Origin of the sequence: Nonomuraea ferruginea (assembly GCF_039540635.1) — a bacterium.
Lineage (GTDB): Bacteria > Actinomycetota > Actinomycetes > Streptosporangiales > Streptosporangiaceae > Nonomuraea > Nonomuraea ferruginea.
This window is the reverse complement of record NZ_BAABFD010000026.1, coordinates 20,995-45,867: the sequence shown is the minus strand read 5'-3', so window position 1 is coordinate 45,867 and position 24,873 is coordinate 20,995. Positions and strand designations below refer to the sequence as shown.

19 protein-coding genes are annotated in these 24,873 nt (G+C 72.0%); 13 read left to right on the top strand and 6 right to left on the bottom strand.

The genetic code is table 11. The features are described 5' to 3' along the window. Positions 1-59 precede the first annotated feature (59 nt). Positions 60-3,233: an AfsR/SARP family transcriptional regulator gene (locus tag ABD999_RS37570; protein WP_271275507.1), complete on the top strand. Its 3,174-nt coding sequence runs from the start codon at positions 60-62 to the stop codon at positions 3,231-3,233. Between the two features lie 9 nt (positions 3,234-3,242). Here ABD999_RS37570 and ABD999_RS37565 read toward each other — a convergent pair whose 3' ends face one another. The 3 genes from ABD999_RS37565 to ABD999_RS37555 form a co-directional block, all read right to left on the bottom strand. Further along, on the bottom strand, positions 3,243-4,778 hold the full coding sequence (locus ABD999_RS37565) for a PQQ-dependent sugar dehydrogenase (protein WP_271275506.1): 1,536 nt from the start codon (positions 4,776-4,778) through the stop codon (positions 3,243-3,245). Between the two features lie 212 nt (positions 4,779-4,990). Next, positions 4,991-5,359: a nuclear transport factor 2 family protein gene (locus ABD999_RS37560; protein WP_271275505.1), complete on the bottom strand. Its 369-nt coding sequence runs from the start codon at positions 5,357-5,359 to the stop codon at positions 4,991-4,993. 68 nt (positions 5,360-5,427) lie between these two features. Further along, positions 5,428-6,627, bottom strand: coding sequence for a DUF418 domain-containing protein (locus ABD999_RS37555; RefSeq protein ID WP_271275504.1), 1,200 nt, complete (start codon positions 6,625-6,627; stop codon positions 5,428-5,430). 108 nt (positions 6,628-6,735) lie between these two features. Between ABD999_RS37555 and ABD999_RS37550 the strand changes: the two genes are divergently transcribed. Beyond that, the gene (locus ABD999_RS37550; RefSeq protein WP_271275503.1) at positions 6,736-7,491 is read left to right on the top strand and encodes a TetR/AcrR family transcriptional regulator; all 756 of its coding nucleotides are present in this window, start codon (positions 6,736-6,738) and stop codon (positions 7,489-7,491) included. A 2-nt stretch (positions 7,492-7,493) separates the two neighbouring features. Here the strand turns inward: ABD999_RS37550 and ABD999_RS37545 are convergent, their stop codons facing one another. Continuing rightward, positions 7,494-10,379 (bottom strand): AfsR/SARP family transcriptional regulator, encoded by a 2,886-nt coding sequence (locus ABD999_RS37545; protein WP_271275502.1) that lies wholly within the window; start codon positions 10,377-10,379, stop codon positions 7,494-7,496. Between the two features lie 226 nt (positions 10,380-10,605). Here ABD999_RS37545 and ABD999_RS37540 point away from each other — a divergent pair, with 226 nt between their 5' ends. From ABD999_RS37540 to ABD999_RS37525, 4 genes are all read left to right on the top strand, one after another. Further along, positions 10,606-14,400: a golvesin C-terminal-like domain-containing protein gene (locus ABD999_RS37540; RefSeq protein ID WP_271275501.1), complete on the top strand. Its 3,795-nt coding sequence runs from the start codon at positions 10,606-10,608 to the stop codon at positions 14,398-14,400. Positions 14,401-14,415: 15 nt separating this feature from the next. Beyond that, positions 14,416-14,871: a hypothetical protein gene (locus ABD999_RS37535; protein WP_271275500.1), complete on the top strand. Its 456-nt coding sequence runs from the start codon at positions 14,416-14,418 to the stop codon at positions 14,869-14,871. Beyond that, positions 14,868-15,329 carry a DUF2690 domain-containing protein gene (locus ABD999_RS37530; protein WP_148035715.1) on the top strand — a complete coding sequence of 154 codons (462 nt, stop codon included), beginning with the start codon at positions 14,868-14,870 and terminating at the stop codon, positions 15,327-15,329. Before ABD999_RS37535 ends, ABD999_RS37530 begins: the two co-directional genes overlap by 4 nt. A 124-nt stretch (positions 15,330-15,453) precedes the next feature. Further along, a complete protein-coding gene (locus tag ABD999_RS37525; RefSeq protein ID WP_219549627.1) occupies positions 15,454-15,876 on the top strand; it encodes a YkvA family protein in 423 nt (140 codons plus the stop codon). Between the two features lie 18 nt (positions 15,877-15,894). Here ABD999_RS37525 and ABD999_RS37520 read toward each other — a convergent pair whose 3' ends face one another. Continuing rightward, a complete protein-coding gene (locus tag ABD999_RS37520; RefSeq protein WP_271279293.1) occupies positions 15,895-16,560 on the bottom strand; it encodes a TetR/AcrR family transcriptional regulator in 666 nt (221 codons plus the stop codon). Between the two features lie 148 nt (positions 16,561-16,708). On the opposite strand from ABD999_RS37520, the gene ABD999_RS37515 reads away from it, so the two are divergent. The 7 genes from ABD999_RS37515 to ABD999_RS37485 are packed head-to-tail and all read left to right on the top strand — an operon-like array spanning position 16,709 to position 24,500. Then, entirely contained in the window at positions 16,709-18,937 is a 2,229-nt protein-coding gene (locus tag ABD999_RS37515) for an AMP-binding protein (RefSeq protein ID WP_271279292.1), read from the top strand. A gap of 23 nt (positions 18,938-18,960) precedes the next feature. Beyond that, entirely contained in the window at positions 18,961-20,121 is a 1,161-nt protein-coding gene (locus tag ABD999_RS37510; RefSeq protein WP_271279291.1) for a substrate-binding domain-containing protein, read from the top strand. 4 nt (positions 20,122-20,125) lie between these two features. Beyond that, complete coding sequence (locus ABD999_RS37505; protein ID WP_271279290.1) at positions 20,126-20,929, top strand: ABC transporter ATP-binding protein; 804 nt, start codon at positions 20,126-20,128, stop codon at positions 20,927-20,929. Further along, positions 20,926-21,639, top strand: coding sequence for an ABC transporter ATP-binding protein (locus ABD999_RS37500; RefSeq protein WP_271279289.1), 714 nt, complete (start codon positions 20,926-20,928; stop codon positions 21,637-21,639). Before ABD999_RS37505 ends, ABD999_RS37500 begins: the two co-directional genes overlap by 4 nt. A gap of 37 nt (positions 21,640-21,676) precedes the next feature. Next, on the top strand, positions 21,677-22,420 hold the full coding sequence (locus ABD999_RS37495) for a branched-chain amino acid ABC transporter permease (RefSeq protein ID WP_271279288.1): 744 nt from the start codon (positions 21,677-21,679) through the stop codon (positions 22,418-22,420). After that, on the top strand, positions 22,417-23,472 hold the full coding sequence (locus tag ABD999_RS37490; protein ID WP_148035710.1) for a branched-chain amino acid ABC transporter permease: 1,056 nt from the start codon (positions 22,417-22,419) through the stop codon (positions 23,470-23,472). Before ABD999_RS37495 ends, ABD999_RS37490 begins: the two co-directional genes overlap by 4 nt. Next, on the top strand, positions 23,469-24,500 hold the full coding sequence (locus ABD999_RS37485; protein ID WP_271279287.1) for a 3-oxoacyl-ACP synthase: 1,032 nt from the start codon (positions 23,469-23,471) through the stop codon (positions 24,498-24,500). Before ABD999_RS37490 ends, ABD999_RS37485 begins: the two co-directional genes overlap by 4 nt. On the opposite strand, the gene ABD999_RS37480 is transcribed toward ABD999_RS37485, so the two are convergent. Then, positions 24,490-24,867, bottom strand: coding sequence for a hypothetical protein (locus ABD999_RS37480; RefSeq protein ID WP_148035708.1), 378 nt, complete (start codon positions 24,865-24,867; stop codon positions 24,490-24,492). The genes ABD999_RS37485 and ABD999_RS37480 overlap by 11 nt on opposite strands. Positions 24,868-24,873 lie beyond the last annotated feature (6 nt).

The window sequence follows — 24,873 nt, the reverse complement described above, 5'->3', positions numbered from 1 at the left end:
CACGGATCGGCCACAGGCGAGATTGCTCTCGCGTGGGCGCTGCACTAGCGTCTGCCGGTGTGCGTCGGAAGGGTGCCCGCGTCCTCCTCCTCGGTCCCCTGGAGGTCGTCGTGGACGGCCGGGCGGTGCGCCTGACCGGCAGGCAGCGCGCGCTGCTGGCGGGCCTCCTGCTCGACGCCGGTCGCGTGGTGTCGGTGGAGCGGCTGGCCGGACGCCTCTGGGGCGAGGATCTGCCGCCGTCGGCGGCGGCCAGGGTACGCGCCCTGATCGCGGAGCTGCGCCGGGCGCTCGGGGCGGCTGAGGTCATCGTGACCCGGAGCCCCGGTTATCTGGTCCCCGCCGGGGCCGTCGACGTGGACGCCGACGAGTTCGCCGCCCTGGTCGCGACGGCGCGGAGGGAGGCGGGCGACGGCCTGCACGCCGAGGCGATCACCACGTACGACCGGGCCCTCGAACTGTGGCGCGGCGACCCGTACCCGGATCTGGGCGGACCCGTCGCCGAGGCGGAGCGGCACCGGCTCGACGAGCTGAGGACCGAGGCGATCGAGGGCCGGGCGGACGCCCAGCTGGCGGTGGGGCGTCATCAGGCGGTCATCGCCGGGCTGGCGAGGGTCGTGGCCGAGCAGCCGCTGCGGGAGCGCCCGCACGGCCTGCTCATGCTGGCGCTGCACCGGGGCGGACGCCTTCCCGAGGCGCTGCGGGTCTACCGGGAGTTCCGTGACCGGCTCGTACGCGAACTCGGCGTCGAACCGGGCCGCGACCTGCAGTCGCTGCACCAGAGCATCCTCGAAGAGGACCCCGCCGCGCGGCCGGCGCCGGTTCCCCGGCAGTTGCCTCCCGACACCGGCCGTTTCGTCGGCCGCGAGGCGGAGCTGCCGCGGATGGACGCGGGCCGGGTGACGCTCCTGGTCGGCCCCGCCGGCGTCGGGAAGACCGCGCTGGCGCTCCACTGGGCGCACCGGCGGGCCGGGCTCTTCCCGGACGGGCAGCTCTTCCTCGACCTGCGGGGCTTCGACCGGCGCGCGCCGATGCCGCCGTCGGAGGCGCTGCCGCTGCTGCTGCAGGGGCTCGGCCAGGCGGCGAAGGACATCCCGGTCGAGCTGGACGCGCAGATCGCGCTGTACCGCTCGCTGCTCGCGGGCCGGCGCGTGCTGCTGGTGCTGGACGACGTCGCCGAGCCGGACCAGATCCGCCCGCTGCTGCCGGGTGACCCCGGATGCCGGGTCGTCATCACCAGCCGCCACCGCCTGGGCGGCCTGGTGGCCCTGGACGGCGTCGAACGGCTCACGCTCGGCGTGCTGGAGCCCGGGGAGGCGCTGCGGCTGATCTCCGCGGGCGTCGGCGAGGAGCGGCTGCGCCGGGAGCCGGAGGCCGCGCGGGAGCTCGTGGCGCTCTGCGACCACTCCCCGCTGGCGCTCTCCATCGCCGTGTCCTGGATCGGCGACCACGAACACCGGAGGATCGCCGACTACGTGCGCGAGCTCGCGGAGCGGGGGCGGCTGGTGCGCCTGCGGGTGGACGGCGACGAGAGCGTGGCCGTGCGCGCCGCGCTCGACCTGTCGTACAGGGCGCTGCCCGCGCCGGCGCAGCGCGTGTTCCGCCTGCTCGGCCTGGCCCGGGGCGCCGGCATCTCGGCCGCGGCCGTCGCCGCCCTGGCGGGCACGGACCGCGAGCGGGCGGAGGTCCTGCTCGGCACGGCGGCGCGGATCCACCTGATCGAGGAGATCGGCCCGCGCCGCTTCGCCGCGCACGATCTGGTGGGGGAGTACGCGGCCCAGCGCGCTCTCGCGGAGGACTCCGAGGCCGAACGGGAGGCCGCCGTCCGGCGGCTGTTCGACCACTACCTGTCCACCACCGTCGACGCTCTGACGGTGGCCGGCTTCGAGGTCCCGGAGACGCCGGGCCGGGACGCGACGGCCTTCGCCACCGCCGCGCAGGCGCTCGGCTGGCTGGACACCGAGTGGGACAACCTCACCGGGGTGATCGCGTCCGGGGCGCGGCCGTACGCCTGGCTGCTGGCCGAGGCCATGACCGACGTCCTGCAGCACCGGCGGACCCGGGCGGAGTGGCTGCGCCTGGCGGAGACCGCGCTGGCCGCCGCCGAGCGCGACGGCGACCTCAGGGGGCAGGCGGCGATGTGCTACTCCATCGGCCGGGCCCGCCTGCTCACCGCCGACCTCAAGGGCGCGATGGGCTTCCTGGAACGGGCGCAGGCGCTGTGCCGGCTGGCCGGCTGGTCCCAGGGCGAGGCCTCGGTGCTGCAGAGCCGCGGCGTGGTGCTCAAACAGCTCGGGGAGCCGCGCCGGGCCATCCCTCTCTACCAGCGGGCCGTGGAGATCCATCGCGAGCTCGGGTCCGTCCGCGGCGAGGCGCGCGGCCTCAACAACCTGGCCTCGGCCAACCTCATGCTGGCCCGGCTGGACCGCGCCGAGGAGTGCCTGCTCGCCTGCCTCGCCCTGACCGAGCGGTCAGGCGACACGCACCTGCGGACGCTGACACTGGTCAACCTCGCCCTGGTCCGCCAGAAGCAGGCCCGGCTCGCCGACGCGCTCGCGTACCTCGAAGAGGCGCTGGCCCTGGCCCAGACCGCGGGCCTGCGGTACGCCGAGGCGGTGACGCACGAGACGTTCGGCTGGGTCCACCGCGACGCCGGCCGCCACGAGCGGGCGATCGACGCCTTCACCCGGGCCCTGGGCATCGCCGAGGAGGTCGAGAACAGGCGGTGCCAGATCGCCTCGCTCACCGGCACGGCCGCCGTGGAGACGGAGCTGGGCCGGACGGACGACGCGCTCGCGCACCTCGACGCCGCCGCGCGGCTCGCCGAGCGCACCGGCACCGACCTGGACGAGGTGCTGCTGGAGCGCGCCGGCGCCCACTTCCGTCAGGGCCGGTACGAGGACGCGCGGAAGGAGGCCGGCCAGGCGCTCGAACGCGCGCTCACCGCCAACCCGCTCAACCTGCCCCGCGCGCACGTCCTGCTCGCCGCCGTCCACCTGGCGGCGGGCGACGGCGAGGAGTGCGTACGGGCGTGCGAGCGGGCCATCGGCCTGGCCCGGCGCTCGGGGCAACGCCTGCAGTACGCCCGCGCCCTGACGATCCTCGGCCACGCCCGCAGCCGGGAAGGCGACGACGGGCAGGCCGCACGTCTCTGGACCCGGGCGCACGCGTTGTTCACGGCCATCGGCGCGCCCGACCGGAGCGAGACGGTGGCCCTCCTGGGGTCGCGGGCGTAGCCCTTCCCGTCAGCGGCGGACGACGGCGCAGGCGTCCCTGTTGAGCGAGAACCGGGTCGGCAGGGACGCGTCGCCCGTATGGCTCGCCAGGTAGCCCATGGTGACGCTCTGGCCGGGGGCGATGGAGCCGTTGTGCCCGGCGTTGACCGCGGTCACGATGTCGCCGCCCTGCGTGAGGTCGGTGTTCCAGTCGGAGATGACGGACTGGCCCCGGGCCATGGAGAACCGCAGCGTCCAGCCGTTGATCGGGGTGCTGCCGGTGTTGGTGATCGTGAGGTCGACGGTCATGCCGCCACCCCAGACCTGGGTCGTGTACCCGATCCGGCAGGTCGGCTCCGCGCGCTCGAACGAGACGCGGTGCAGGCCGCCGGGCAGGTCGTTGACGACGTACAGCTCGCCCTCCGTGGTGGCCCCGAACGCCGTGACCTGCGTGGGCATCTGGCCGATCTCCGCCACGGAGTAGCCGCCCGCGCCGTCCTCGCGCACCGCCCACACGATGGAGGAGCAGTAGTCCGTGGCGATGTAGGTGCCGCCGACCAGATCGGCGAACTCCTCGCCGTGGTACACCTGCCCGCCGATGACCGCGCAACTGCCGGTGTACGGGGAGTAGGTGAAGACCGGCTTGGTGTAGGCGGCGCCGGAGCGGCACTGGTCCGCGTCGAACACCTCCAGTCCTTCGTAGCAGGACCAGCCGAGGTTCGCGCCGGCCTGCCGTCCGGGCTTGACGTGGTTGATCTCCTCCCACCTGCCCTGGCCGACGTCGGCGATCCACATCGAGCCGTCCGCGGGGTCGACGGAGAAGCGCCAGGGGTTGCGCCCGCCGTACATCCAGATCTCCTCGCGGGCGCCCGCCACGCCGACGAACGGGTTGTCCTCGGGGACGCAGTACTCCAGGTCGCCGCAGCTCCGGCTGACGTCGACGCGGAGGATCTTGCCCAGCAGGGTGTCGACGCGCTGCCCGGAGTCGAACGGGTCGCCGGAACCGCCGCCGTCGCCGATGCTCATGTACAGGTTGCCGTCGGTGCCGAAGGTGATCTGGCCGCCGTTGTGGTTGCTGTGCTCGGCGTGCTCCTGGGACAGCAGCGGTTCGAGTTCCGCCTCGTCCAGGCTGTATCGGGCCAGGGTCACGGCGCCGTCGGGCAGCGCGGTGTAGGCCAGGTAGAGGTCCTGGCTCTCGGCGAAGTCGGGCGGCAGGGCGATGCCGAGCAGCCCCCGCTCGTTGCCGGACTCGTCCACGGACGACGTGATGTCGATGATCGGGGTCTGCTCAAGACCGGTGTCCGGGTGGTAGACGCGTACGGTGCCGCGCTTCTCGGTGATGAGCAGCCGGTCCGTCCCGTCGTCGGGCGTGGCGATCGCGGTGGGGCGCCGCAGTCCGAAGGCGACCTGGGTCGTGGTCGTGTTGATCGATTCGAGCGGCACGCCGCCGTCCGTGACGGACGACGGCGTCGCGGCCGTGGCCGGTGGGGCGATCGCGGTGAGGGGGGCGAGGAGTAGCAGGGACAAGGCGAGCGACGCGGGGGCTGCCCGGCGCTTTGCTGGCATGTCGGCTCCAGTGACGGGGCTTCGTCGGAGCGCGTCCGGGCTCGCGACACCCGCGTCCCGCGGTGCCGTGCCTGGACGCGCCCGACCGGACGGTATCCGCCCGCCGCCGTCGCGGCCAGATCTCTCCCTTCCCGCAGGCGTCGTCAGACCCTCACTCGCCGCTGATCAGGGACGACGCGAGCGCACTCCGGTGAGGACCGGTGAAACGTACATCAGCGGTGGTCGTTCTCCTTCAGTTCGATGACCCAGGCCCGACGCTCGGCGATCTTGCCGTCGCGCATGACGAACACCTCCGCCATGGACATGCGCAGCTCACCGCCCGCGGCCCGCTGGACCGTCCCGGTGAGCTCCGCCATCACGACGTCGCCCTGCTCGACCATGCGCACCACCTCCAGGTGGGGAGGGTCGATGAGCCCGGGCGGGCCGTCGATGGCCTTGTCGTAGGCGTCTTTGCCGGTCAGGCGGAAGGCGCCGAAGACGGTCCACTCGATGTCGTCGGTCAGGCAGGACAGGATCTGTTCGTGATCGTTCTTACGGAAACCGTCCAGATAGGTGGTGACGGTCTCGATGTTCCGTGACATGTCCGCTCCTTGGAACCATTGGTCTGTTCGCGGGTAGGTCGGAGCGGCCGGAGCGTCCTCGACATCGACTACGTCCGAGGGCCGTAGGTCAGGCGGCGCAGGACGAACTCGGCGGGGCCCGGCCGTCCGCGCTCGTCGAGAAGGCGGGCGAGCAGCACGGTCGCGAGCCAGACGGCCACCGCGATGATCAGGCCGGTCACCGTGGGACTGCCGAGACGGTCGCCGAGGTCGAGCGTGAAGGGCGCCAGGAGGACGAGCCAGGCCACCGACTGGAACAGGTATCCCGACAGGGAGCGCCGGCCCAGGGCCGAGAGGGCGCCGACGACGGGGCCGGGCCGGGTGACCCGCATGGCGATCAGACCGAAGACCGCCACGTAACCCGGGCCGGCGAACATGCCACTGGCGCCGTGGAGCGTCAGCGCCAGAGCGGCGGCCGGCTCGTCGACGTGCAGCCATCCGGCGCTGACCAGGGCGGCCGGGAGACCTCCGGCGACGGCGAGGCCGAGCCCGAGGACGGCGGTCCATATGAGCAGGGTCCTGTGACGGGCCGGCTCTTCGAGGACGCGGCGGCGGGCGGCCCACATGCCCAGCCAGGCGATCAGGATGAAGGGCAGGACGGTCAGCGTGTGCGACGGCCATTCGCCGAGGCGAGCCGACATGGACTCCAGGTAGCCCGGAGCGGTGAGGGAGCCGATCGGGATCGCCGGCAGCGGGGCCGACCCACCGGGACCCCCGACGATGCCGCTCACCACGGTGGCGCCCATGACCAGGACCTGGACCGCCGCCACCGCCCAGATCACCAGCACGATCCGGTGGAACCCGTCGCCCCGGCGCAGCAGCACCAGGGTCATCACGATCCCGACGACCCCGTACGCGCCGAGGAAGTCGCCGTAGTACAGCAGCGCGGCGTGTGCGAACCCGAAGACCACGAGCCAGAGGTTGCGGCGCAACAGCACCGAGCGGACCCGCCGCGGCGTGGCGCCGGAGGCGTCCTGGCGGCGGGCGAGCTGGACGACTCCGTAGCCGAACATCACGGCGAAGACCGGATACCCACGGGCGTGGACAAATTCGAAGAGCAGGAAGGTGAGCCCGGCCTCGGCGCCTTCCGGGTCGGGGTCGAGGCCGGGCTGCCCGGCGAAGACGACCCCGGCGACGTTGGCCAGCGCGATGATCAGCAGCATCGCGCCCCTGGCCAGATCCGGTGCGAGGGCGCGTTCGGCGCGCGGGACCGGCCCTCTCGATGTCCGCGACGCGGCGTCGACGCTCATGTACGTCCCTCTCCCCGAGATTTAGTTTCAGCGAGAAAGTATCACATATATACTAAAGAAGGTTCTGGCATGATGGGGCCTGACTCTCCGGGGGTGAACAAGGGAGCCATGACCAGCGAGGACTACATACCGGCGGCGCTGCGCAGGCTGTGGCGGATGCCGGAGTCCTCGCGTCTCGGGCGGCCCGCGGCCCTCGACGTCGACCTGATCGTCGCCGCGGCCGTGGAGATCGCCGACCGTGACGGGCTCGGCGGCGTGACGATTCCCAAGGTCGCCAAGAGCCTCGGCTTCACGGGGATGTCGCTCTACCGCCACGTCGGGTCCAAGGACGAGCTGCTCACGCTCATGGCCGACGCCGCCTCGGGCACGCCTCCGGACCTCGACACCGACGACTGGCGCGAAGGGCTGCGCGACTGGGCCTTCGCGCTGCGCGCGGTGTCCTGGCGGCGGCCGTGGCTGACGCGCGTGCCCGCCTCCGGGCCGCCCTCCGGCCCCAACCAGATCGCCTGGATGGAGGCCGGGCTCGCCATCCTGGCGCGCACCCGCCTCGACTGGGCGCACAAGGTCGGCATCCTGACGCTGATCAACGGCTACGTGGTCCAGTGGGTGCGGCAATACAGCGAGCTCGCCGAGGGCAGGGCCGCCGAGGGCCGGGGGCAGGCCGACGCCGAGCGCGACTACGGCCGCGCGCTGGTCCGGCTCGTCGACCCCGGACGCTTCCCCGAGACGGCCCGGCTGTTCGCCTCGGCGCTGTTCGAGACGCTGCCGTCCGACACCCCCGACGCGACGATCGCCGACGCGGACTTCTCGCTCGGGCTGGAGCTGATCCTCGACGGAGTCGCCGTCCGCGTCGAGCGCTCCTGAGGTCAGCGCCGGTGCGTCGTGAGGGCGGCCATGGCCTTGGCGTGCCAGGCGGGGGCGTTGGCCGCGGCGAAGATCTCGGCCGCCGTCTCCAGATGCTCTATGTGCCGGCCGTCGACGATGTGGCCGAGGGCCAGGTGCACCCGCCCCTCGAAGTTCTTCCCGTTGAGCTGGCGGCCCTGCTCCAGAGCCAGGGTGAGGGTGGCCCTGCCCTGGGCGGGACGACCGGCCGCCACCTCGGTCTCGCCCAGGACGAGCAGCGCTTCGGCTTCCTGGAAGAGGTCGCGCCGCGCGCGGGCGCTCGCCAGGACGTCGGTCAGGATGTCATGGGCCTCCTCGACCCGGCCCTGGCGCAGGTAGGAATCACCGAGCGTGCGGCGCAGGTGGAGTTCGAGCTCGGGAATCCCCGGGGGCAACAGGGCGAGCCCGCGTTCGGCCGCGGCCTGCGCCTCGCCGAAGTGATCGCGTCGTAGGTGCAGGGCCCCCAGATGGAACAGCACGTACGCGGCTGACGCCAGGTCCCCGAGGTCCTCGAAGATCTCGAAGGCCCGCTCGAACGCCGCCAGAGCCGGCTCCCAGTCGGCGAGCACGCGGTGGGCGACGCCGGAGTCGGCCAGGGCCAGCGCGTGCCCGCGCTTGTCGCCGAGGCGCTCGTACAGGTCGACGGCCTCGCTCGCGCACGCGGCCGCGAGCGACAGGTTGCCCATCTGGTGGTGGAGGCCGCCGTGGCTCAGGAGGAGGGCGGCCGTGCCGCGGAGATTCCCCTCCCGGCGGCACAGTTCCAGGGCCAGCTCGTAGTCGGCGAGCTGGTCGTCCTGGTAGCCGCGCCGTTGCCGCAGCATCGAGCCGGTGGCGGTCAGCTCCCAGCACGGCTCGGACCAGCCCGCGCGGGCGGCCTGCCGGACCATGGCGGACAGGTTGAGGCGTTCGGCGTCGAGCCAGAGCATCGGCTCGGGGACGAGCGACGCGTGGTCGCCGGGCAACCAGCGTGCGCAGGTGCCCTGGACCTCGTCGATGTCCTCGCCGCGGAAGGCTCTGTCGGCGTGGGCGGTGAGCGCCAGCATGGCTCCGAAGGCGCGGAGGGTGGCCGCGTGCCGCTCCTCTTCCGGCTCGTCCGCCTCGGCGCGCTCGGCGGCGTAGAGCCGTACGAGATCGTGGAAGCGGAAGCGCCGCTGCCCCACGCAGTCCACGCCCAGGGGCTGCAGCAGTTGCGCGTCGACCAGCTCGTCCAGCAGGGCGTCCGCTTCGGACAGGTCCGGCTGGTCCAGCAGCGCCGCGAGATGCCAGGCCGCCAGCCCGCCGGGTGCGTCGAGCAGGCTCAGCAGCCGGAAGGCCCGCGTCACCGGTGCGGGAAGGTCGCGGCAGGACAGCTCGAAGCCGCTGCGGACCTGCAGCTCCTCCCCGCTCAGGAGGTCGAGCCGGCGTTGCCGGTCAGCCAGCTGCGCGACCAGCTCCGCGAGCGTGCCGGTCCTGCTGCTGGTCAGCCGGGCGGCCGTCAGCCGCAGAGCCAGGGGGAGGCCGTCGCACAGCCGGGCGAGCCGCTCGGCGTCCTTACGTTCCCGTTCGACCCATGGGGTGCCGAGCACGCCGGCGAGCAGGTCCACGGCTTCCCGGTCGTCCAGGGGCGAGAGGGGGACGGCCGCCGCGCCGTACTCGATGAGGAGGTCTTCCAGCCGGGGCCTGGCCGTGACCACCACGCGGCAGCCCCGCGCGCCCGGCAACAGCGGCCGGACCTGGGCCGCCGAAGCCGCGTTGTCCAGCAGGATCAGCACCCGCAGCGGGTGCAGGACGCTGCGGTAGAGCGCCGCGCGCTCGTCGGGGTCGGCGGGGATCTGCTCGCTGTTGACGCCCAGCGCGCGCAGGAACCGCCCCAGCAGGTCGTGCGGGGCGACCGGTCCGGCCAGGCGGTCGTAGCCGCGCAGGTCGGCGAAGAGCTGGCCGTCGGGGAAGCGTGACACGTTCCGGTGGGCCCAGTCGAGGGCCAGCGCGGTCTTGCCGACTCCGGCGATGCCGCTGACGATCGCCACCGGCGCCGGGCTCCCGGGGGCGACCAGTCCGTCCAGCGCGCGGGCCGCTCGCGCGCGTCCGGTGAAGGCGGAGTTCGGCGGGGCCAGCTGCGCCGGTACCACGGCCGGCGCCGATCCACGGGGCCGCGACGGGTACGTCTCCTGACGGAGGATCCGCTGCTGGAGGTCGCGGAGCTCGGGTCCTGGATCGAGGCCGAGCTCACGTGCCAGGAACTCGGCGGCGTCGCGGTAGGCGGCCAGCGCCTCGGCCTGCCGGCCGTCACCCCACAGGGCGGTCATCAGCTGGGCGCGCAGCTTCTCGCGCAACGGGTGGGCGAGAGCCACCGGCTTCAGCTCGGCGACGATCTCGCCGTGGCGCCCCAGGGTGAGTTCGGCGTCGAAGCGCTCCTCGGTCACGGTGAGCCGCAGCTCGTCCAGGCGGGTCGCCTCCTCCCGCACCACGGCCAGCGTCTGCAGCTCGGCGAAGGCCGGGCCACGCCACATCCGCAGGCCGCGGCCGAGCGTGGCCGCCCCGGTGGTCAGGTCGCCGCGGTCGATCAGCTCCCTGCCGTGCCGTACGGTCCGCTCGAACTCCAGGGAGTCCAGCTCGTCGTCGCCGACGGTGAGCAGGTAGCCGGAGGCCGCGGTGGTCACCCGTGAGGCGCCGAGCGCCTGGTTGAGCCGGTGGACGTAGATGCGCAGGCTCTCGCGGGCGGAGGCCGGCGGAGCCGACTCCCACACGGCCTCGATCAGGTCCGTCGCCCCGACCACGGTGTTCGGCCGCGACAGCACCGCGGCCATGAGACGCCGCACCTTCGGTGGCATCGGCACGACGTCCTCCCGGCATCGCGCCTCCACCGCGCCCAGCACTCTGAACCTCAGCACCGCCACCGCCTTCCCGGCCCGACTCACGGATCTCTCACGGCATCCTCACGACTACGCGGTCACGATGGGGCCGGTTCGCAGAGATCGGTTTCGAACCTCCACATCTCCGGACGGATCGAGCGTCGTCGCCCAGGCCAGGGCGCGCGCCGGCCGCCCTCACCTTCAGCGAACGGAGCCCGATGGACCCGACTCGTGTCCGCCTCCAGACGTACGCCCGGTGGTAGCGGTGCGTACTCCGCTCTTGCTCACCGCGCTCGCGGGCGCCGTGCTGGCCTCGGTGCTGACCGTGCCGGCCGCACCCCTCACGGCGCCGGCCTCGGCCGCCGTCGAGAAGCCGCTCGGGTCCGTCCCCCCTGACCGGCGGGACGAGCTGCTCGGCTCGGGCTGGTCCGGCTCCGACGACCTGGCCTGGACCGCCACGGGCGACTCCACCGGCTTCCACCTCCTGGTCGCCAGAGCCTCCGAGGGCTACCGGTGGCGGACCGCGGCGACGCTGTCCGAGGGCGGCTTCGACACGGACAGGTGGATCGGCAACGTCTGCCTCACCGGCTCGGCCAGGCGGGCGGTGGTGGCCTACGCGCCACGTCAGTTCACCAACTCCGAGGCGCTCTTCCAGCGTGGCGCGTTCACCGCGCTGGTGGACCTGGAGTCCGGACGGATCACCAAACTGGGACTGCACGCGAGCCTCGCGTACCACAGCCCGGGATGCGGCGCCGGCGAGAGCGCCGTGTTCGCCCAGGCGGGCGGGAAGGAGAGCACCGCCACCCGGCTGCACCTGGTGGACGCGGCGACCGGCAAGACCGCCGCCCCGGTCGAGGTGCCCGGCCAGGCCACCTCGGCGGTCCCGATGGGGGACGCGATCGTGGCGGTGGCGGGCGACGGCCTGGTCGAGGTCTCCGGTTCGGGGAAGGTACGCCCGTACGCCCGTCTGGAGGGCACGCCGAGCCACCTGCGTCCGCACCGTGACGGCAGCCTGACCTTCCTCGCCGCCCACGGCGACGACCTGGCGACCGTCGAGCACCTGCCCGCGGGCGGGGAGCGGCCGAAGCAACTGGCCAAGGGCCCGCTCACCCGGCTGGGCCTGGCAGCAGGGGCCGACGGCAGGGCCTACCTGACCGGCCGTCCCACCGAGGTCGGCGAGTTGCCCGGCCAGGTCGTGCAGGTCGCGGCGGGCGCGCACGACGAGGTCTCAACGGGCGGCGCGCTGTTCCTCTCCCAGACCGGCACGCGCCTGGGAACGCCGGGTTCCCCCTCACGGGTGACGCTCAAGGCGCGCGTGGCCCGAACCGGAGCCGGCCTCGACTTCGCGCTCGTCCCCGGGGGCCCGCGGACCGGGACCGGCGCGCGAGCGGCAGAGGGGCCCGCTCTCCAGACCGACGACCCCGTCGAGCCCTGTGCGATCCCGCGCAACGACGCCCGCCGGCAAGCGCTGCAACCGCACTGGAAGCAGGTCGAGTGGGCGGTCAACCTCGCCGTGCAGGGCGCGCTCACGACGCCGCGGCCCTCCAACTGGAACCAGTCGGGGCTGCCGTCCTGGTCACCACAGGGCCTGCTCCCGCCCCTTCAGCTCAAGGGCGGCGGCCGGGTGCCCGCGCAGATCATGCTCGGCATCCTGGCCCAGGAGTCCAACCTGTGGCAGGCGTCCTGGCACGCCCTGGAAGGGGTCACCGGCAACCCGCTGATCGGCGACTACTACGGCAGGCGCGCCTCCGACGACGGCTGGAGCATCCGCTGGCGGGAGGCCGACTGCGGGTACGGCGTCGCGCAGGTCACCACCGGCATGCGCAAGGGCGACCAGGCCGAGACCACCCAGCGGGCCATCGCCCTCGACTACGCCACGAACATCGCCGCGGGGCTGCGCATCCTCCAGGACAAGTGGAACCAGGTCTACGACCACATCAAGATCAACAATGCTGACCCGGCGAAGCTGGAGAACTGGTTCGCCGCCGTGTGGGTCTACAACAGCGGCTTCCAGCCCGACGCGCGCTTCGGCAACGAGACCGGCTGCCGGCCCAGCCCGACCTGCACCGACCAGTACGGGAACTGGGGCCTCGGCTGGTCCAACAACCCGATGAACGCCGACTACCCGCCCAACCGCGAGCCGTTCCTGGAGAAGAGTCAGTCCGACGCCGCCAACCCGCAGCGATGGCCGTACCCGGAGAAGGTCATGGGCTGGGCCGCCCACCCCATCGTCAAGTACGACTTCCGCGATGACTCGACGCACTCGGGATACAACCAGGCGTGGTGGGTCACCCAGCCCGTGCGCGAGCGCGTGAAGCCGCCCCGGACCCTGTTCTGCGACAGCAGCAACTCCTGCGCCCCCGCCGCCCAGCCCTGCCTGAGGACGGACTTCCGCTGCTGGTGGCACAAGCCGGCTACCTGGAAGGAGCACTGCGACGTCGAGTGCGGCAACGAGAACATGCGCTTCCCGACCGACTATCCCGAACCGGAGTTCGCCCTCCATCCAGGCGAGGTCGAGGAGAAGAAGATGCCGGTGGAGCACTTCCGGCCCAACTGCGACCCCTTCACCACCGGATTCAACGGGAGCAACGCCGTCCCGGCCGATTCGCTGATCATCGACGACGTGCCCGACACGGTCGCCTCGGTGCGGCCCGGCTGCGGCCGTCGCTTCACCAACGCGGGCTCGTTCGCGCTGAACTTCGCCAAGGACGGCGAAGGGCAGGAGCGCTCGAAGATCGACTTCCATCAGGCCGGAGGCGGGCTCGGCGGCCACTTCTGGTTCGCCAACACCCGCCCGCCCTCCGAAGGCTCCTACCGCGTCACCGGCACCTGGACCCTCGGCCGCACACTCCGCCAGTGGGCGCGGGTGATGGTGCACATCCCCGACCACAACGCCGCCACCCAGCAGGCCGTCTACACGGTCGACACCGGGGACGGCCGGCGGGAACGCGCGGTCCTGCAACGCGTCCGGCAGCACCGCTGGGTCTCCCTCGGCGTCTTCGACTTCGGCGGCGTGCCCTCCGTCTCCCTGTCCAACCTCACCGATGACGGCGACGGCGAACAGCGGATCGCCTGGGACGCCATCGCCTTCCAGCCCCTGAGCTCCAAGCCCAGGCACCAGATCGTCTCGCTGGGCGACTCCTACGCCTCCGGCGAAGGAGCCTCGACGGCGGCGCAGCACGACTACTACACCGAGACCGACAGCGACGGCGGCGGCGTCGAGGGCGTCTACAAGGACCCCGACTACCTCTGGAAGTACGGCAACGCCTGTCACCGCTCCACGTACGCCTGGTCGCGAGCGGGCAGTCTCACCGACCGTCCGGCCCTGAGCATCGGCGAGCGGCACGACACCTGGGACCCGAGCCTGGAGCACCAGTTCCACGCCTGCTCAGGCGCGGTCACCGGCAACCTGACCGACGAGGGGCAGTTCCGCGAGCCGGCCCAGCTCGACAAGGGCTATCTGGACGAGAACACCACGCTCGTCACCCTGTCCGTCGGCGGCAACGACGCCCGCTTCAGCGCGATCCTCACCCACTGCATCTCCCGGCTCAGTCTGGATCCCTGTAAGGAGACCGCCCTGGAGGAGGACGGCGGCGTCCCGCTCGGCGAATCCGTTCCCCGGCAGATCAACGACGTCGTCGGCCCCGCCGTCCGCGACACCCTGCTGGCGATCCACCGTAAGGCCCCGAACGCGGCCATCGTCCTGATGGGCTACCCGCGGCTGTTCGACGGCGACTGCTTCCCCCGCATCGGCCTGCCCACCGCCCTCTGGCTCGGCGAGATGGCCGGCGTCCTGAACGACACCCTGCGCGGGGCCGCGGCCGCCGCCTCCGCCAGTACCGGCGCGGTCGTGTCCTTCGCCGACCCCCGTGAGGAGTTCGCGGGCCGCGGGGTGTGCGGGGAGCCGGAGGCCATCCACCGCGTGATCGCGGACCGTACGCAGGGCGAGAGCCCGGACGAGTCCGTGATCTCCCAGCAGTCCTTCCACCCCACGAAGGAAGGCAGTTCGGTCCTGTACCGCAACGTGTTCGACCAGGCCCTGCGCGACATCAACCGCTGACAATAAGGAGACACCATGCCCACCGGCACCACGATCGGACGCGCGCTCGCCGCGATGGCGTTGGCGTGCACGACCCTCGCCTTCACCGGCGGACCATCGGGCGCCACCACGGCGCTGTCCTGCAAGGGAGCCACCTGCGTCGGCAAGAACCCGGCCACCTACGGCTGCGACGACGACGCCGAGCGCATGGCCATCGCCTCGACCGGCGACTGGAGCAAGAGCGTCCGCCTGATGAGGTCCGCCAAGTGCTCCGCCTACTGGGCCGTCGGGGTCGACGAGAGCTCGTGCTGCGGCTCCTCGGTGGTGAAGGCCGTCCGGCAGATCAAGACCACGTACGGCTGGTACAACCAGCGGGTCCAGACCGTCAGCCACTCCAACGGCGCCGGCACGAAGTGGACCCCGATGAACCAGAACACCAGTGGCGACCGCCACCAGGCCTGCTACTACGTCTGCACCTCTTGGAAGTCATGATGAAGCTGCTCACACTCGGCCGCGCCGCACTCGCGACGGCCCTCGCCGTCACCGCGCTCGGCGGCGTCGCCGCCACCTCCGCCCAGGCCGCCGCAGGCTGTTCCGGGGCGTCCTGCGTGGGCAAGAACCCCTCCACGATGGGCTGCACCGCGGACCAGACCATCCTGGAGCGCGTACGGATCGACTCCTATCTGGAGTTCCAGCTCGTCCACTCGGCGGCGTGCGCGGCCCGATGGGGAGCCTTCAAGGTCAGCACCACCGGCTCCGCGGGCAAGGTGACGTTGACCGAGACGAGGCAGGTGAAGACGCCGTACGGCTGGTACAAGAACGGCGAGGAATGGGTCGTGGCGGACCTGTCCAAGAAGGGCACCACTCGCACCGAGATGAACCGCAACACCGGCGACGACCGGCACCGAGTCTGCGCGAGCGGGTTCGGCTGCACCAGCTGGAGATCGTGAAGCCGGCCACGAGTAACTGATCGGAAGCCGGCCGCCCCCGGGCCGGGGGCGGCCGGCCGCCGGTCCCGTGGCTAGGATCGGCCGAGGGTGTCGCCGAGCCGGATTCGGGGGAAGGCGAGCGGACATGACCGGATCGTGGGGATGGGACCTGCTGATCGGGATCGTGGCCGCGCTCCTGGTCGCCTGGCTGGCGCTGATCGCCACGCTGGCGATCGTCCGTCCCCGGGGCGGCCTGCTGCGCGAGGCGCTGCGGCTGCTGCCCGACGTGCTGCGCCTGGTGCGCCGCCTGGCCGCCGACCCCGGCCTGCCGCGCGGCGTGCGCGTACGGCTGGCGCTGCTGCTGGCCTACCTGGCCCTGCCCCTGGATCTGGTGCCCGACTTCATCCCCGTGCTGGGCTATGCCGACGACGTCATCGTCGTCACCATGGTGCTGCGCTCGGTGGTCCGCCGCGCCGGCCTGGAGGCGGTCCGCCGGCACTGGCCGGGCACCGACGACGGCCTCGCGACCCTGACCCGCTTGACCGGCCTGGACAAGCCACGCGCCTAGCGCGCCACGCGGGGTCGCTCATCCCGGGATCGGTTCGGAGGGGGTGCCGAGGCCGCGGGTGATGAAGGCGTACATCTCCGCGAAGACGTCCTCCGGGATTCGCTTCGGCTCAGGGCCGTCCCACAGGATCCAGCGCATGCCGATCAGCTCGCCCACGCCCATCAGCGCCCAGGCCAGGACCTCGGGATCGGCGCGGACGACCTCGCCGGTGTCCATCGCGTGACGGAGCCCCTCCATGTAGCCTTCGGCGATCTTCGCGTAGTGCTGGTGCATCGCGTCGGGGGAGACGAACTCGGCCTGCCGGATGATCCGGTAGAGGGCGGGGTGCTCGGCGGTGAACCGGAAGTATCCGCCGAAGCCCAGCCGCTCACGCTCGGCACGGCTGTGGCCCTGCGCGGCCGCTTCGGACATCGCGTGCCTGACCCGGCGGTTGAGATCGGCGACCAGCTCGTCGAAGATCTGCTGCTTGCCCTCGAAGTAGATGTAGAAGGTGCCCTGTGACACCCCGGCCGCCTCGGTGATCTTCACGATGGAGGCGTCGTAGTAGCCGAGCGCGGCGAAGACCTGCTCCGCCGCGTCGAGCAGCTTTCTGCGTGTGCGCTCCCCGCGCTTGGACAGTGGCGTGCCACGCGCGCTCGTGAGGATCTCGGGGGAAGCGGTCACGTCGGTCTCGGTGTCCGTCATGGTCTCAACATATTAGCTGAATCATCTCTCATGTAGCTATTGACCCGTACGAGGGACAACCCTAGCTTGTACGTGAATCACGTCTCATGTTGAGAGGGCCGGAGGTTCTCTCCGCGAGCTGAGCGATGCGATTTACGAGGGAGCGGATGTGAAAGTGCCCGATGTGCTCGGCGCCCGCGCCGAGCTGAGCCCCGGCGCGACCGCGCTGGTCGACACGCTCAGCGGGCGTGAGTTCGACTACGCCACGGCCTCCGACCGCGCCGGCCGGATGGCCCGGCACCTGCGTGACGGGCTCGGCGTGCGGCCCGGCGAGCGGGTGGCCGTGCTGAGCGGCAACCGGGTCGGGGTGATCGAGCTGCTGATCGCCTGCGGGCGGATCGGCGCGCTGCTGGTCCCGCTGAACTGGCGGCTGTCGGTGCCCGAGCTGGCCGGCATCCTGGACGACTGCGGTGCCGCCGTGGTGCTCTGCGACGACGCCCGTGCGGAGGCGGCCGAGCGGCTCGACGCCAAGGTCGTACGGTTCGGCGCCTCGTACGAGCGGGCCCTCGCCGACGTGGAGCCGCTGTCCGGGCGGTCCTGGAACGACGAGCACGATCCGTGGTACCTGCTCTACACCTCCGGCACCACCGGCCGTCCCAAGGGCGTCATCCAGACCTTCGGCATGGCCGTGGCCAACCATCTCAACATCGGCACCGCCATCGGCCTGACCTCGGCCGACACCACGCTGAACGTGCTGCCGACCTTCCACACCGGCGGCATCAACCTCTACACGCTGCCCACGCTGCTGGCCGGCGGCGCCGCGATCGTGCAGCACGAGTTCGACCCGGCGCTCGCGCTGCGGCTGCTGGCCGAGCGCGGCACCGCCTTCTTCGGCGTGCCCACCATGTACCAGCTCCTGCGCGACCACCCGGACTTCGCCGCCACCGACCTGTCCGGCGTGCGGTCCTGGGCCTGCGGGGGCGCGGCCCTGCCGGTGCCGCTGCTGCGCGAGCTCGCCGGCCTGGGCATCGTGGTACGGCAGGGCATGGGCATGACCGAGACCGGCCCCACCCTGTTCCTCATCGACGAGGCCCACGCCCTGTCCAAGGCGGGCTCGGTGGGCAAACCGCAGCTGTTCGCCGAGGTGAAGCTGATCGACCAGGACGGCCACGCCGCGGACGAGGGCGAGCTGCTGATCCGCGGCCCGGGCATCACCCCCGGCTACTGGAACCAGCCCGAGGTCACCGCCGCCGCCTTCACCGAGGACGGCTGGCTGCGCTCCGGCGATGTCGCCCGGCGGGACGCGGACGGCTATTACACGATCGTCGACCGGGTCAAGGACATGTACATCTCGGGCGGCGAGAACGTCTACCCGGCCGAGGTCGAGCGCGTGCTGTTCGACCATCCCGCGGTGGCGGAGGCCGCCGTGGTGGGCGTGCCGGACGCGCGCTGGGGCGAGACCGGCAAGGCCCACCTCGTCCTCAGGCAGGGAGCGGAGATCGAGCCCGACGAGGTGCGCGCGTTCTGCCGCGAACGGCTGGCCGGCTACAAGGTGCCCGCGTACGTCGAGGTGGTCGAGGCCCTGCCGCGCAACGCCGCCGGCAAGATACTCAAGGACCGGCTGCGGGTCGTCACCTGGAGCGAGACGTTCACCGTCGGCCAGCGGGACTTCGACCGGTTCGCCGCGCTGACCGGGGACGACAACCCCCTCCACGTGGACCCCGGCTACGCCGCGACGACCCGGTTCGGCGGCACCGTCGCCCACGGCATGCTCCTGTTCGCCCTGATCCGCACCGCCGTGCGCCGCCATCACCCCGGGGCCGAACTGCTCACGCAGCGCCTGACGTTCCCCGCGCCGGCGCGGGCCGGGGAACGGGTCACGGTCACCGCGCGCGCGTCGGCCGACGAGCTGGACCTCACCGTGACCCGGGCCGACGGCACGACCGTGTGCGAGGCCGTCACGACCATCGGGAAGCGATCGGCCGCCCCGGAGACCCGGCCCGCGCCGGCGGGAACGGTCCGGAACGCGTCGGCGGACCCGGACCAGGCGGTCGGACGCCGCGCGCACCTGGAGCGGACCTTCACCGAGGAGGATCTCGCCGGATACCGGAGCCTGAGCGGGGACACCGCCGAAGACGCCGTGCCCGAGCCGTTGATCGCGGGGCTGTTCTCCGCGCTGCTCGGCACCGACCTGCCGGGCAACGGAACCATGTATCTCAAGCAGGAGCTGCGCTTCGACGGCCATGCCAGGCCGGGCGACGCCCTGCGAGCCGAAGTGACCATCAGCGCCGTCCGCCCTGAGAAGGCACTGGTCGATCTGCGCACCGTCGCGACGATCGGAACGCGCGTGGTGTGCCAGGGCGAGGCGCTCGTCATGGCCCGCCAGTTCGCCCTCTAACCCCCCTTGAAGAGGAGATCTCCATGAAGCGATCCGGCATCGCAGTAGCCGCGTTACTCGTCCTCGGCCTCACGGCCTGCGGAGGCGCCACCTCGGGCGCCGGCCCGGCGGAAGGGGCGGTGAAGGTCGGGCTCGTGACCTCCACCAGCGGGCTGGTCGCCGGCTACGGCCAGCAGTTCACCGAGGGATTCAAGGCCGGGTTGGACTATGCCACCAAGGGCACCGGCAAGGTCGGTGACACGGCCGTCGAGGTGACCTACCACGACGACGCCAGCGATCCGGCCAAGGCCACCGCCGTCGCCACCGACCTGATCGGCAAGGGCTACAAGATCCTCGCGGGTACGGTCTCCTCCGGCGTGGCCATGCAGCTCGCCCCGCTGGCCGCGCAGAACAAGGTCCTCTACATCAGCGGCGCGGCCGCCGCCGACACCGTCACCGGCATCAACGCCTACACCTTCCGCTCCGGCCGCCAGACCTGGCAGGACGTGCGGGTGGCCGAGGCCGTGGTGGACGGTGTGCAGGGCAAGAAGGTCGTCGTCTTCGCCCAGGACTACGCCTTCGGCCAGGCCAACGTGGCCGCCGTTCAGGCCGTGCTCGGCGAGGCGGGCGGCGCGACCGTCACCCCGGTGCTGGTGCCGCTGAAGACCGCCGACTTCACCCCGTTCGCCCGGCAGATCGTGGACGCCGAGCCCGACCTGCTCTTCGTCGCCTGGGCCGGTGACACCGCGGCGAACATGTGGCAGACCCTCGCCCAGCAGGACGTCTTCCAGCACACCAAGGTGGTGACGGGCCTGGCGGACCGTGCCACGTTCAGCTCCTTCGGCCCCGCCGGAGACAAGATCAACTTCTTGGCCCACTACTTCGCCGAGGCCACCGACAACGAGCCCGCCAAGGCCATGGCGACCACGCTCGGCAAGAAGCCGGACATCTTCCACACCGACGGGTTCACCGCCGCCCAGATGCTGGTACGCGCCATCGAGCAGGGTGACGACGTCGACAAGATGATCAGCGGTCTCGAAGGCTGGACGTTCCTCGGGCCCAAGGGTGAGATGACCGTCCGCGCCGAGGACCACGCGCTGCTCCAGCCGATGTTCCAGGCCACCCTGTCCGGAGACGTGCCGCAGCTCACCGGAACGCTCCAGCCGGACCAGGCGGCCCCGCCCACCACCCCGATCAAGCGCTAGCCCGGTGACCACAGATGAGGCGAGGGGAGCGCGGCCCGGGACCGCGCTCCCCGACGGGCAGCCCATTCTCGAGACCCGGGAGCTCGGCGTCGCGATCGGCGGGGTCCAGATCCTCAGCGACGTCTCCCTGTCGGTGCGGCGCGGCGAGATCATGGCCGTGCTGGGGCCGAACGGCGCCGGCAAGACGACCCTCTTCAACATGCTCACCGGCCTGCGCCGGCCGACCAGCGGGCGCATCCACCTGCAGGGCCGGGACATCACGGACGAACCCGTCTTCCGCCGGGCGCGGCTCGGCCTGGCCAGAAGCTTCCAGATCACCAGCCTGTTCCCGTCGCTGACCGTACTGGAGAACGTACGGCTGGCCGCGCAGGCACACCTCGGCGGGAGCCTCGCCCTGTGGCGGCGCGTCCGCCGGACCGACCCCGCCCTCGACCAGGCCCGCGCGGCTCTGCGGACGGTCGGCATCGCCGATCACGCCGACGGCCCGGCCGCGGCCCTGTCCCACGGTGGCAAACGCAAGCTGGAGGTGGCCCTCGCCATCGTCGGCAATCCCGCCGTACTGATCCTCGACGAGCCCACGGCCGGCATGAGCGCCGAGGACGTGCCGGAACTGACCGAGGTGATCAGGCAGGTGCGCGACACCCACGGCACCACGATCGTGCTCGTCGAGCACCGGATGGACGTCGCGATCGCCCTGGCGGACCGGATGGCCGTGATGCACCACGGCACCCTGCTCGCCTGTGACACGCCCGACAACGTGATGGCCGACCAGGTCGTGCAGTCCGCCTATCTCGGGGAGGCGCTTTGACCACGCCGGACACGATCCTCTCCGTCTCCGGCCTCGACGTCCATCTCGGCGAGTCGCACGTGCTCCAGGGCGTGTCGTTCGAGGTCCGCTCGGGTGGCGTCACGGCGTTGCTCGGCCGCAACGGCGTCGGCAAGACGACCACCCTGCGCGGTCTGCTCGGGCTGGTCCAGCGCCGGGGCGAGATCCTGCTGGAGGGCAGGGACATCTCCCGCCTGCACACCCACGAGGTGGTCCGGCTGGGAGTCGGCTACGTGCCGGAGAACCGGGACGTCTTCGCCGGCCTCACCGTGCAGGAGAACCTGCGCCTGGCCGAGCGTCCCGGCGGCCCGCACCACTACGACCTGGTGTACGAGCTCTTCCCGCGGCTCCGCGAACGGCTGCGCCAGCGGGCCGGGACGATGTCCGGCGGCGAGCAGCAGATGCTGGCCCTGGCCCGCGCCCTGCTCAACGACAACCGCCTCCTGCTGATCGACGAACCCAGCCAGGGCCTGGCCCCGCACCTGGTGACCCACCTGGCCGACGCCCTCACGCGCGTCGCCACCCTGGTCACCGTCGTGCTGGTCGAGCAGAACCTGAACCTGGTCCGCCGCCTGGCCAGGGACGCGGTGATCCTCGACCAGGGTCGCGTCGTCTGGACCGGCGACGTGGGCCGGCTGCTCAACGACGACGAACGAACACGCGACTACCTCGGAGTGGGGGTGGCACGATGACCGGCCGCCGGGCCGCCTGCCGTACCGGAGCGCGGGCATGAGCACCTTCATCCTCTTGACGATCACCGGGCTCGGCCTGGCGGCGCTCTACTTCCTCGTCGCGTCCGGGCTGTCGCTGATCTACGGGCTCATGGACGTGCTGAACTTCGCCCACGGCGCGTTCCTCACCATGGGCGGCTACGCCGCGTGGCTCGTCGTGGACGCCACCGGCAGCTTCACCCTCGGCGTGCTGGCCGCGATCGTCGTCTGCACCGTGCTGGCGGCGCTGATGGAGACGACGCTGCTGCGACGGCTGTACGGATCGCACGTGCCGCAGGTGCTGCTGACCGTCGGACTGCTGCTGGCGATCACCGCGCTGATCCGGTCGGTCTTCGGATCCGACGCCCACCCGATCGCGACCCCGGCCTGGATGAACGAGGTGACCGAGGTCTTCGGCGCCCCGATCCCCAACAACCGGTTCCTGCTGATCCTCGTCGCCGTGGCCGTGTACCTGGCGATGTCGGCCTTCCTGGCCAGGACCCGGTACGGCCTGATCATCCGGGCCGGGGTGGAGAACCGGGCCATGGTGACCGCGCTCGGCATCGACGTACGCCGGGCGTTCACCCTGGTCTTCGCCATCGGCGGAGCGCTCGCCGCCCTGGCCGCCATCCTGGTCGGCCTGCTCCAGCAGTACGCCAACTTCTACGGCCTGGTCGGCGCCGGTGACCTGATCGTCGTCCTCATGCTCGCCGCCATCCTCCTCATCCGCCCCCAGGGCCTGCTCGGAAGGGTCGCCACATGACCGACCAGATGACCCGCCCCGGGGCGGTGGCCACGGCGCGCATCCTGGGTGGCCCGCGCCCGTGGGTCAGACCGGTCTCGCTGGCACTGCTCCTGCTGATGGCCGCGCTGCCCGCCCTCGACGTGCAGATCCCCCTGCTCTTCGACGGGACGCTCGCCAGCCCCGGCGTGCTGCACCTGCTGTCCCTGATGTGCGTGATGGCCGCCATCGCGATCACCTACGACCTGCTGTTCGGCTTCACCGGCCTGCTCTCCTTCGGCCACGGGCTGTACGTCGCGATCGGCATGTACACCACCGCGGTGGTGCTGACCAACACCGGCCTCGGCCTCGGCGGCGCCCTCGGCTACGTGGTGGTGCTCGGCGTGGCCGTGCCGCTGGTGCTCGGCGCCGTCGTCCTGCGGGTCGGCGGCATCGCCTTCACCATGGCGACCCTGGCCTTCGCCCAGGCCGGAGCGATCTTCGTGGTGCGGGACCCGTTCCGGGTGACGGGCGGCGAACTCGGCCTCGCGCTCCCGTACGAGCAACTGCCCGACGTGCTGGTCGGCGTGGTCAACGCCAAGTACCGCTACTGGCTGGCGCTGGCGCTCCTGGTGCTGACCGTCGTGGTGGTGCGCTGGGCGCTGGCCTCGCGGCCGGGCCGGGTGTGGCGGGCGATCCGCGACAACGAGACCCGCGTCACCGTGCTGGGCCTGCGCTCCTACGCGTTCAAGCTGATGGCCTTCACCCTGTCGTCGTTCCTGGCGACCCTGGGCGGCATGGTCTACGCGCTGATCGTCGGTGGCGCCCACGCGGAGGTGACCGACTCCACCTTCACGCTCGGGCTGCTGGTCATGGTCGTGCTCGGCGGATCCGGCCGGCTGTCCGGCGCGCTCATCGGCGGCCTCGTCTACACCTACCTGAGCCACCGGCTGGGAGATCTGTCGACCACGGTCAGCGGGCCGCTCAGCGAGCCGATGTTCGTCCTCGGCGTGCTCTTCGTCGCTCTGATCATGTTCCTGCCCGGAGGCATCGTCTCCCTGGTCCGCCGTACCGAGTCCCGAGGAGAAGCGTGAGCGTGCGCATCGCCGGAACCGCGAGTTACCTGCCACGCCACCGGATGACCGCGACCGAGATCTCGGCCCTGAGCGGAATCCCGGAGGACGTGATCGTCGAGCGGTTCGGGCTGAGCGGCAAGCACATCGCGCCACCCGGCGAACACGTCACCGACATGGCGGCGAAGGCGGGCGCCCAGGTGCTGGCCGAGACCGGGACCGACCCCGCCGACGTGGACGCGGTCGTCTACTTCGGCTCGACCTGGAAGGACCACGCCGTATGGCAGGCCGCGCCGCGGATCGCCCACCTGCTCGGCACGCACCGCGCCTTCGCCCTTGAGCTCGACTACGTCTCCTGCGGCACCCCGGTGGCCTTCCGGGTCTGCCGGGACCTGATGGTCGCCGAGCCGCACCTCAGGCGGGTGCTCGCGGTCGCGGCCAGCCGGGAGTCGTACCTGCTCGACTACACCAACAACCGCTCCCGCTTCGCCTTCAACTTCGGGGACGGCGCCGCCGCGGCGCTGCTCACCCGTGACGGCGGTGTCGCCGAACTGCTTGAAAGCGAGATGATCACCGACGGTTCCTTCTCCCACCAGGTACGGGTCCCCGCCGGGGGCAGCGTCGAGCCCGCCAGCGAGCACACGGTCAGGAACGGCCGGCACCTGATCGACGTGTCCGACCCGGCCTCGATGAAGGAGGGCCTGGACCGGGTCTCGCTGCCCAACTTCGTGCGGGTGGCCGAAGGGGCGCTCAAACGATCCGGCCTCGGGCTGCACGACGTCGCCCAGCTGTGCGTCCTGCACATGAAACGCTCGATGCACGACGGCCTGCTCGCCGCCCTGGGACTGCCCGCCGACCGCGCCCTCTATCTGGACGACACCGGACACATGAGCGGCGTGGACCCGCTCCTCGCCCTGGACCGCGCGGCGCGCACGGGCAGGCTCAACCCGGACGACATCGTGCTGCTGCTGGCCGCCGGCACCGGCTACACCTGGGCCGCCACCGCGCTGCGCTGGAACCGTCGGGGGCCGGTCGGCGTCAACCGGTGAAGCGGATCGTCGCCCCTCGGTCGGTGACCGACAGGACGCGGAACGAAAGGCCGCCGACGGATCCCCGGCCGCCTTCCCCGAGGTTGACGCCGCCGCCGGTCGTCAACACCCGGCCGTTGACCCGGCGTACGGAGGTCGTCCGCACGGCCACCGTTTCGGCGTCCACCTTGGAGACGCGGATCTTGCGGGAGCCGTACGTGGCGGAGACCCGGAAGCTCACCGGCTTGGTGAAGGTGAACGTGCACTTCCCGTCGTAGCAACTCCGCAGGTTCGGCTTGGCCGCGGCGTCGGCCGGCTGCGCGGCGAGGGCCGGCGCCACGGCGAGTGCGCACGCGAGGGCGATGGCGGTGATGGAGAACCGTTTCATGGTCTG

Excerpts from the sequence above, each read along its gene's own strand:
- ABD999_RS37565 (WP_271275506.1), bottom strand. The coding sequence starts at position 4,778 with ATGCCAGCAAAGCGCCGGGCAGCCCCCGCGTCGCTCGCCTTGTCCCTG.
- ABD999_RS37560 (WP_271275505.1), bottom strand. The coding sequence starts at position 5,359 with ATGTCACGGAACATCGAGACCGTCACCACCTATCTGGACGGTTTCCGT.
- ABD999_RS37555 (WP_271275504.1), bottom strand. The coding sequence starts at position 6,627 with ATGAGCGTCGACGCCGCGTCGCGGACATCGAGAGGGCCGGTCCCGCGC.
- ABD999_RS37550 (WP_271275503.1), top strand. The coding sequence starts at position 6,736 with ATGACCAGCGAGGACTACATACCGGCGGCGCTGCGCAGGCTGTGGCGG.
- ABD999_RS37535 (WP_271275500.1), top strand. The coding sequence starts at position 14,416 with ATGCCCACCGGCACCACGATCGGACGCGCGCTCGCCGCGATGGCGTTG.
- ABD999_RS37530 (WP_148035715.1), top strand. The coding sequence starts at position 14,868 with ATGATGAAGCTGCTCACACTCGGCCGCGCCGCACTCGCGACGGCCCTC.
- ABD999_RS37525 (WP_219549627.1), top strand. The coding sequence starts at position 15,454 with ATGACCGGATCGTGGGGATGGGACCTGCTGATCGGGATCGTGGCCGCG.
- ABD999_RS37520 (WP_271279293.1), bottom strand. The coding sequence starts at position 16,560 with ATGACGGACACCGAGACCGACGTGACCGCTTCCCCCGAGATCCTCACG.
- ABD999_RS37510 (WP_271279291.1), top strand. The coding sequence starts at position 18,961 with ATGAAGCGATCCGGCATCGCAGTAGCCGCGTTACTCGTCCTCGGCCTC.
- ABD999_RS37495 (WP_271279288.1), top strand. The coding sequence starts at position 21,677 with ATGAGCACCTTCATCCTCTTGACGATCACCGGGCTCGGCCTGGCGGCG.
- ABD999_RS37490 (WP_148035710.1), top strand. The coding sequence starts at position 22,417 with ATGACCGACCAGATGACCCGCCCCGGGGCGGTGGCCACGGCGCGCATC.
- ABD999_RS37480 (WP_148035708.1), bottom strand. The coding sequence starts at position 24,867 with ATGAAACGGTTCTCCATCACCGCCATCGCCCTCGCGTGCGCACTCGCC.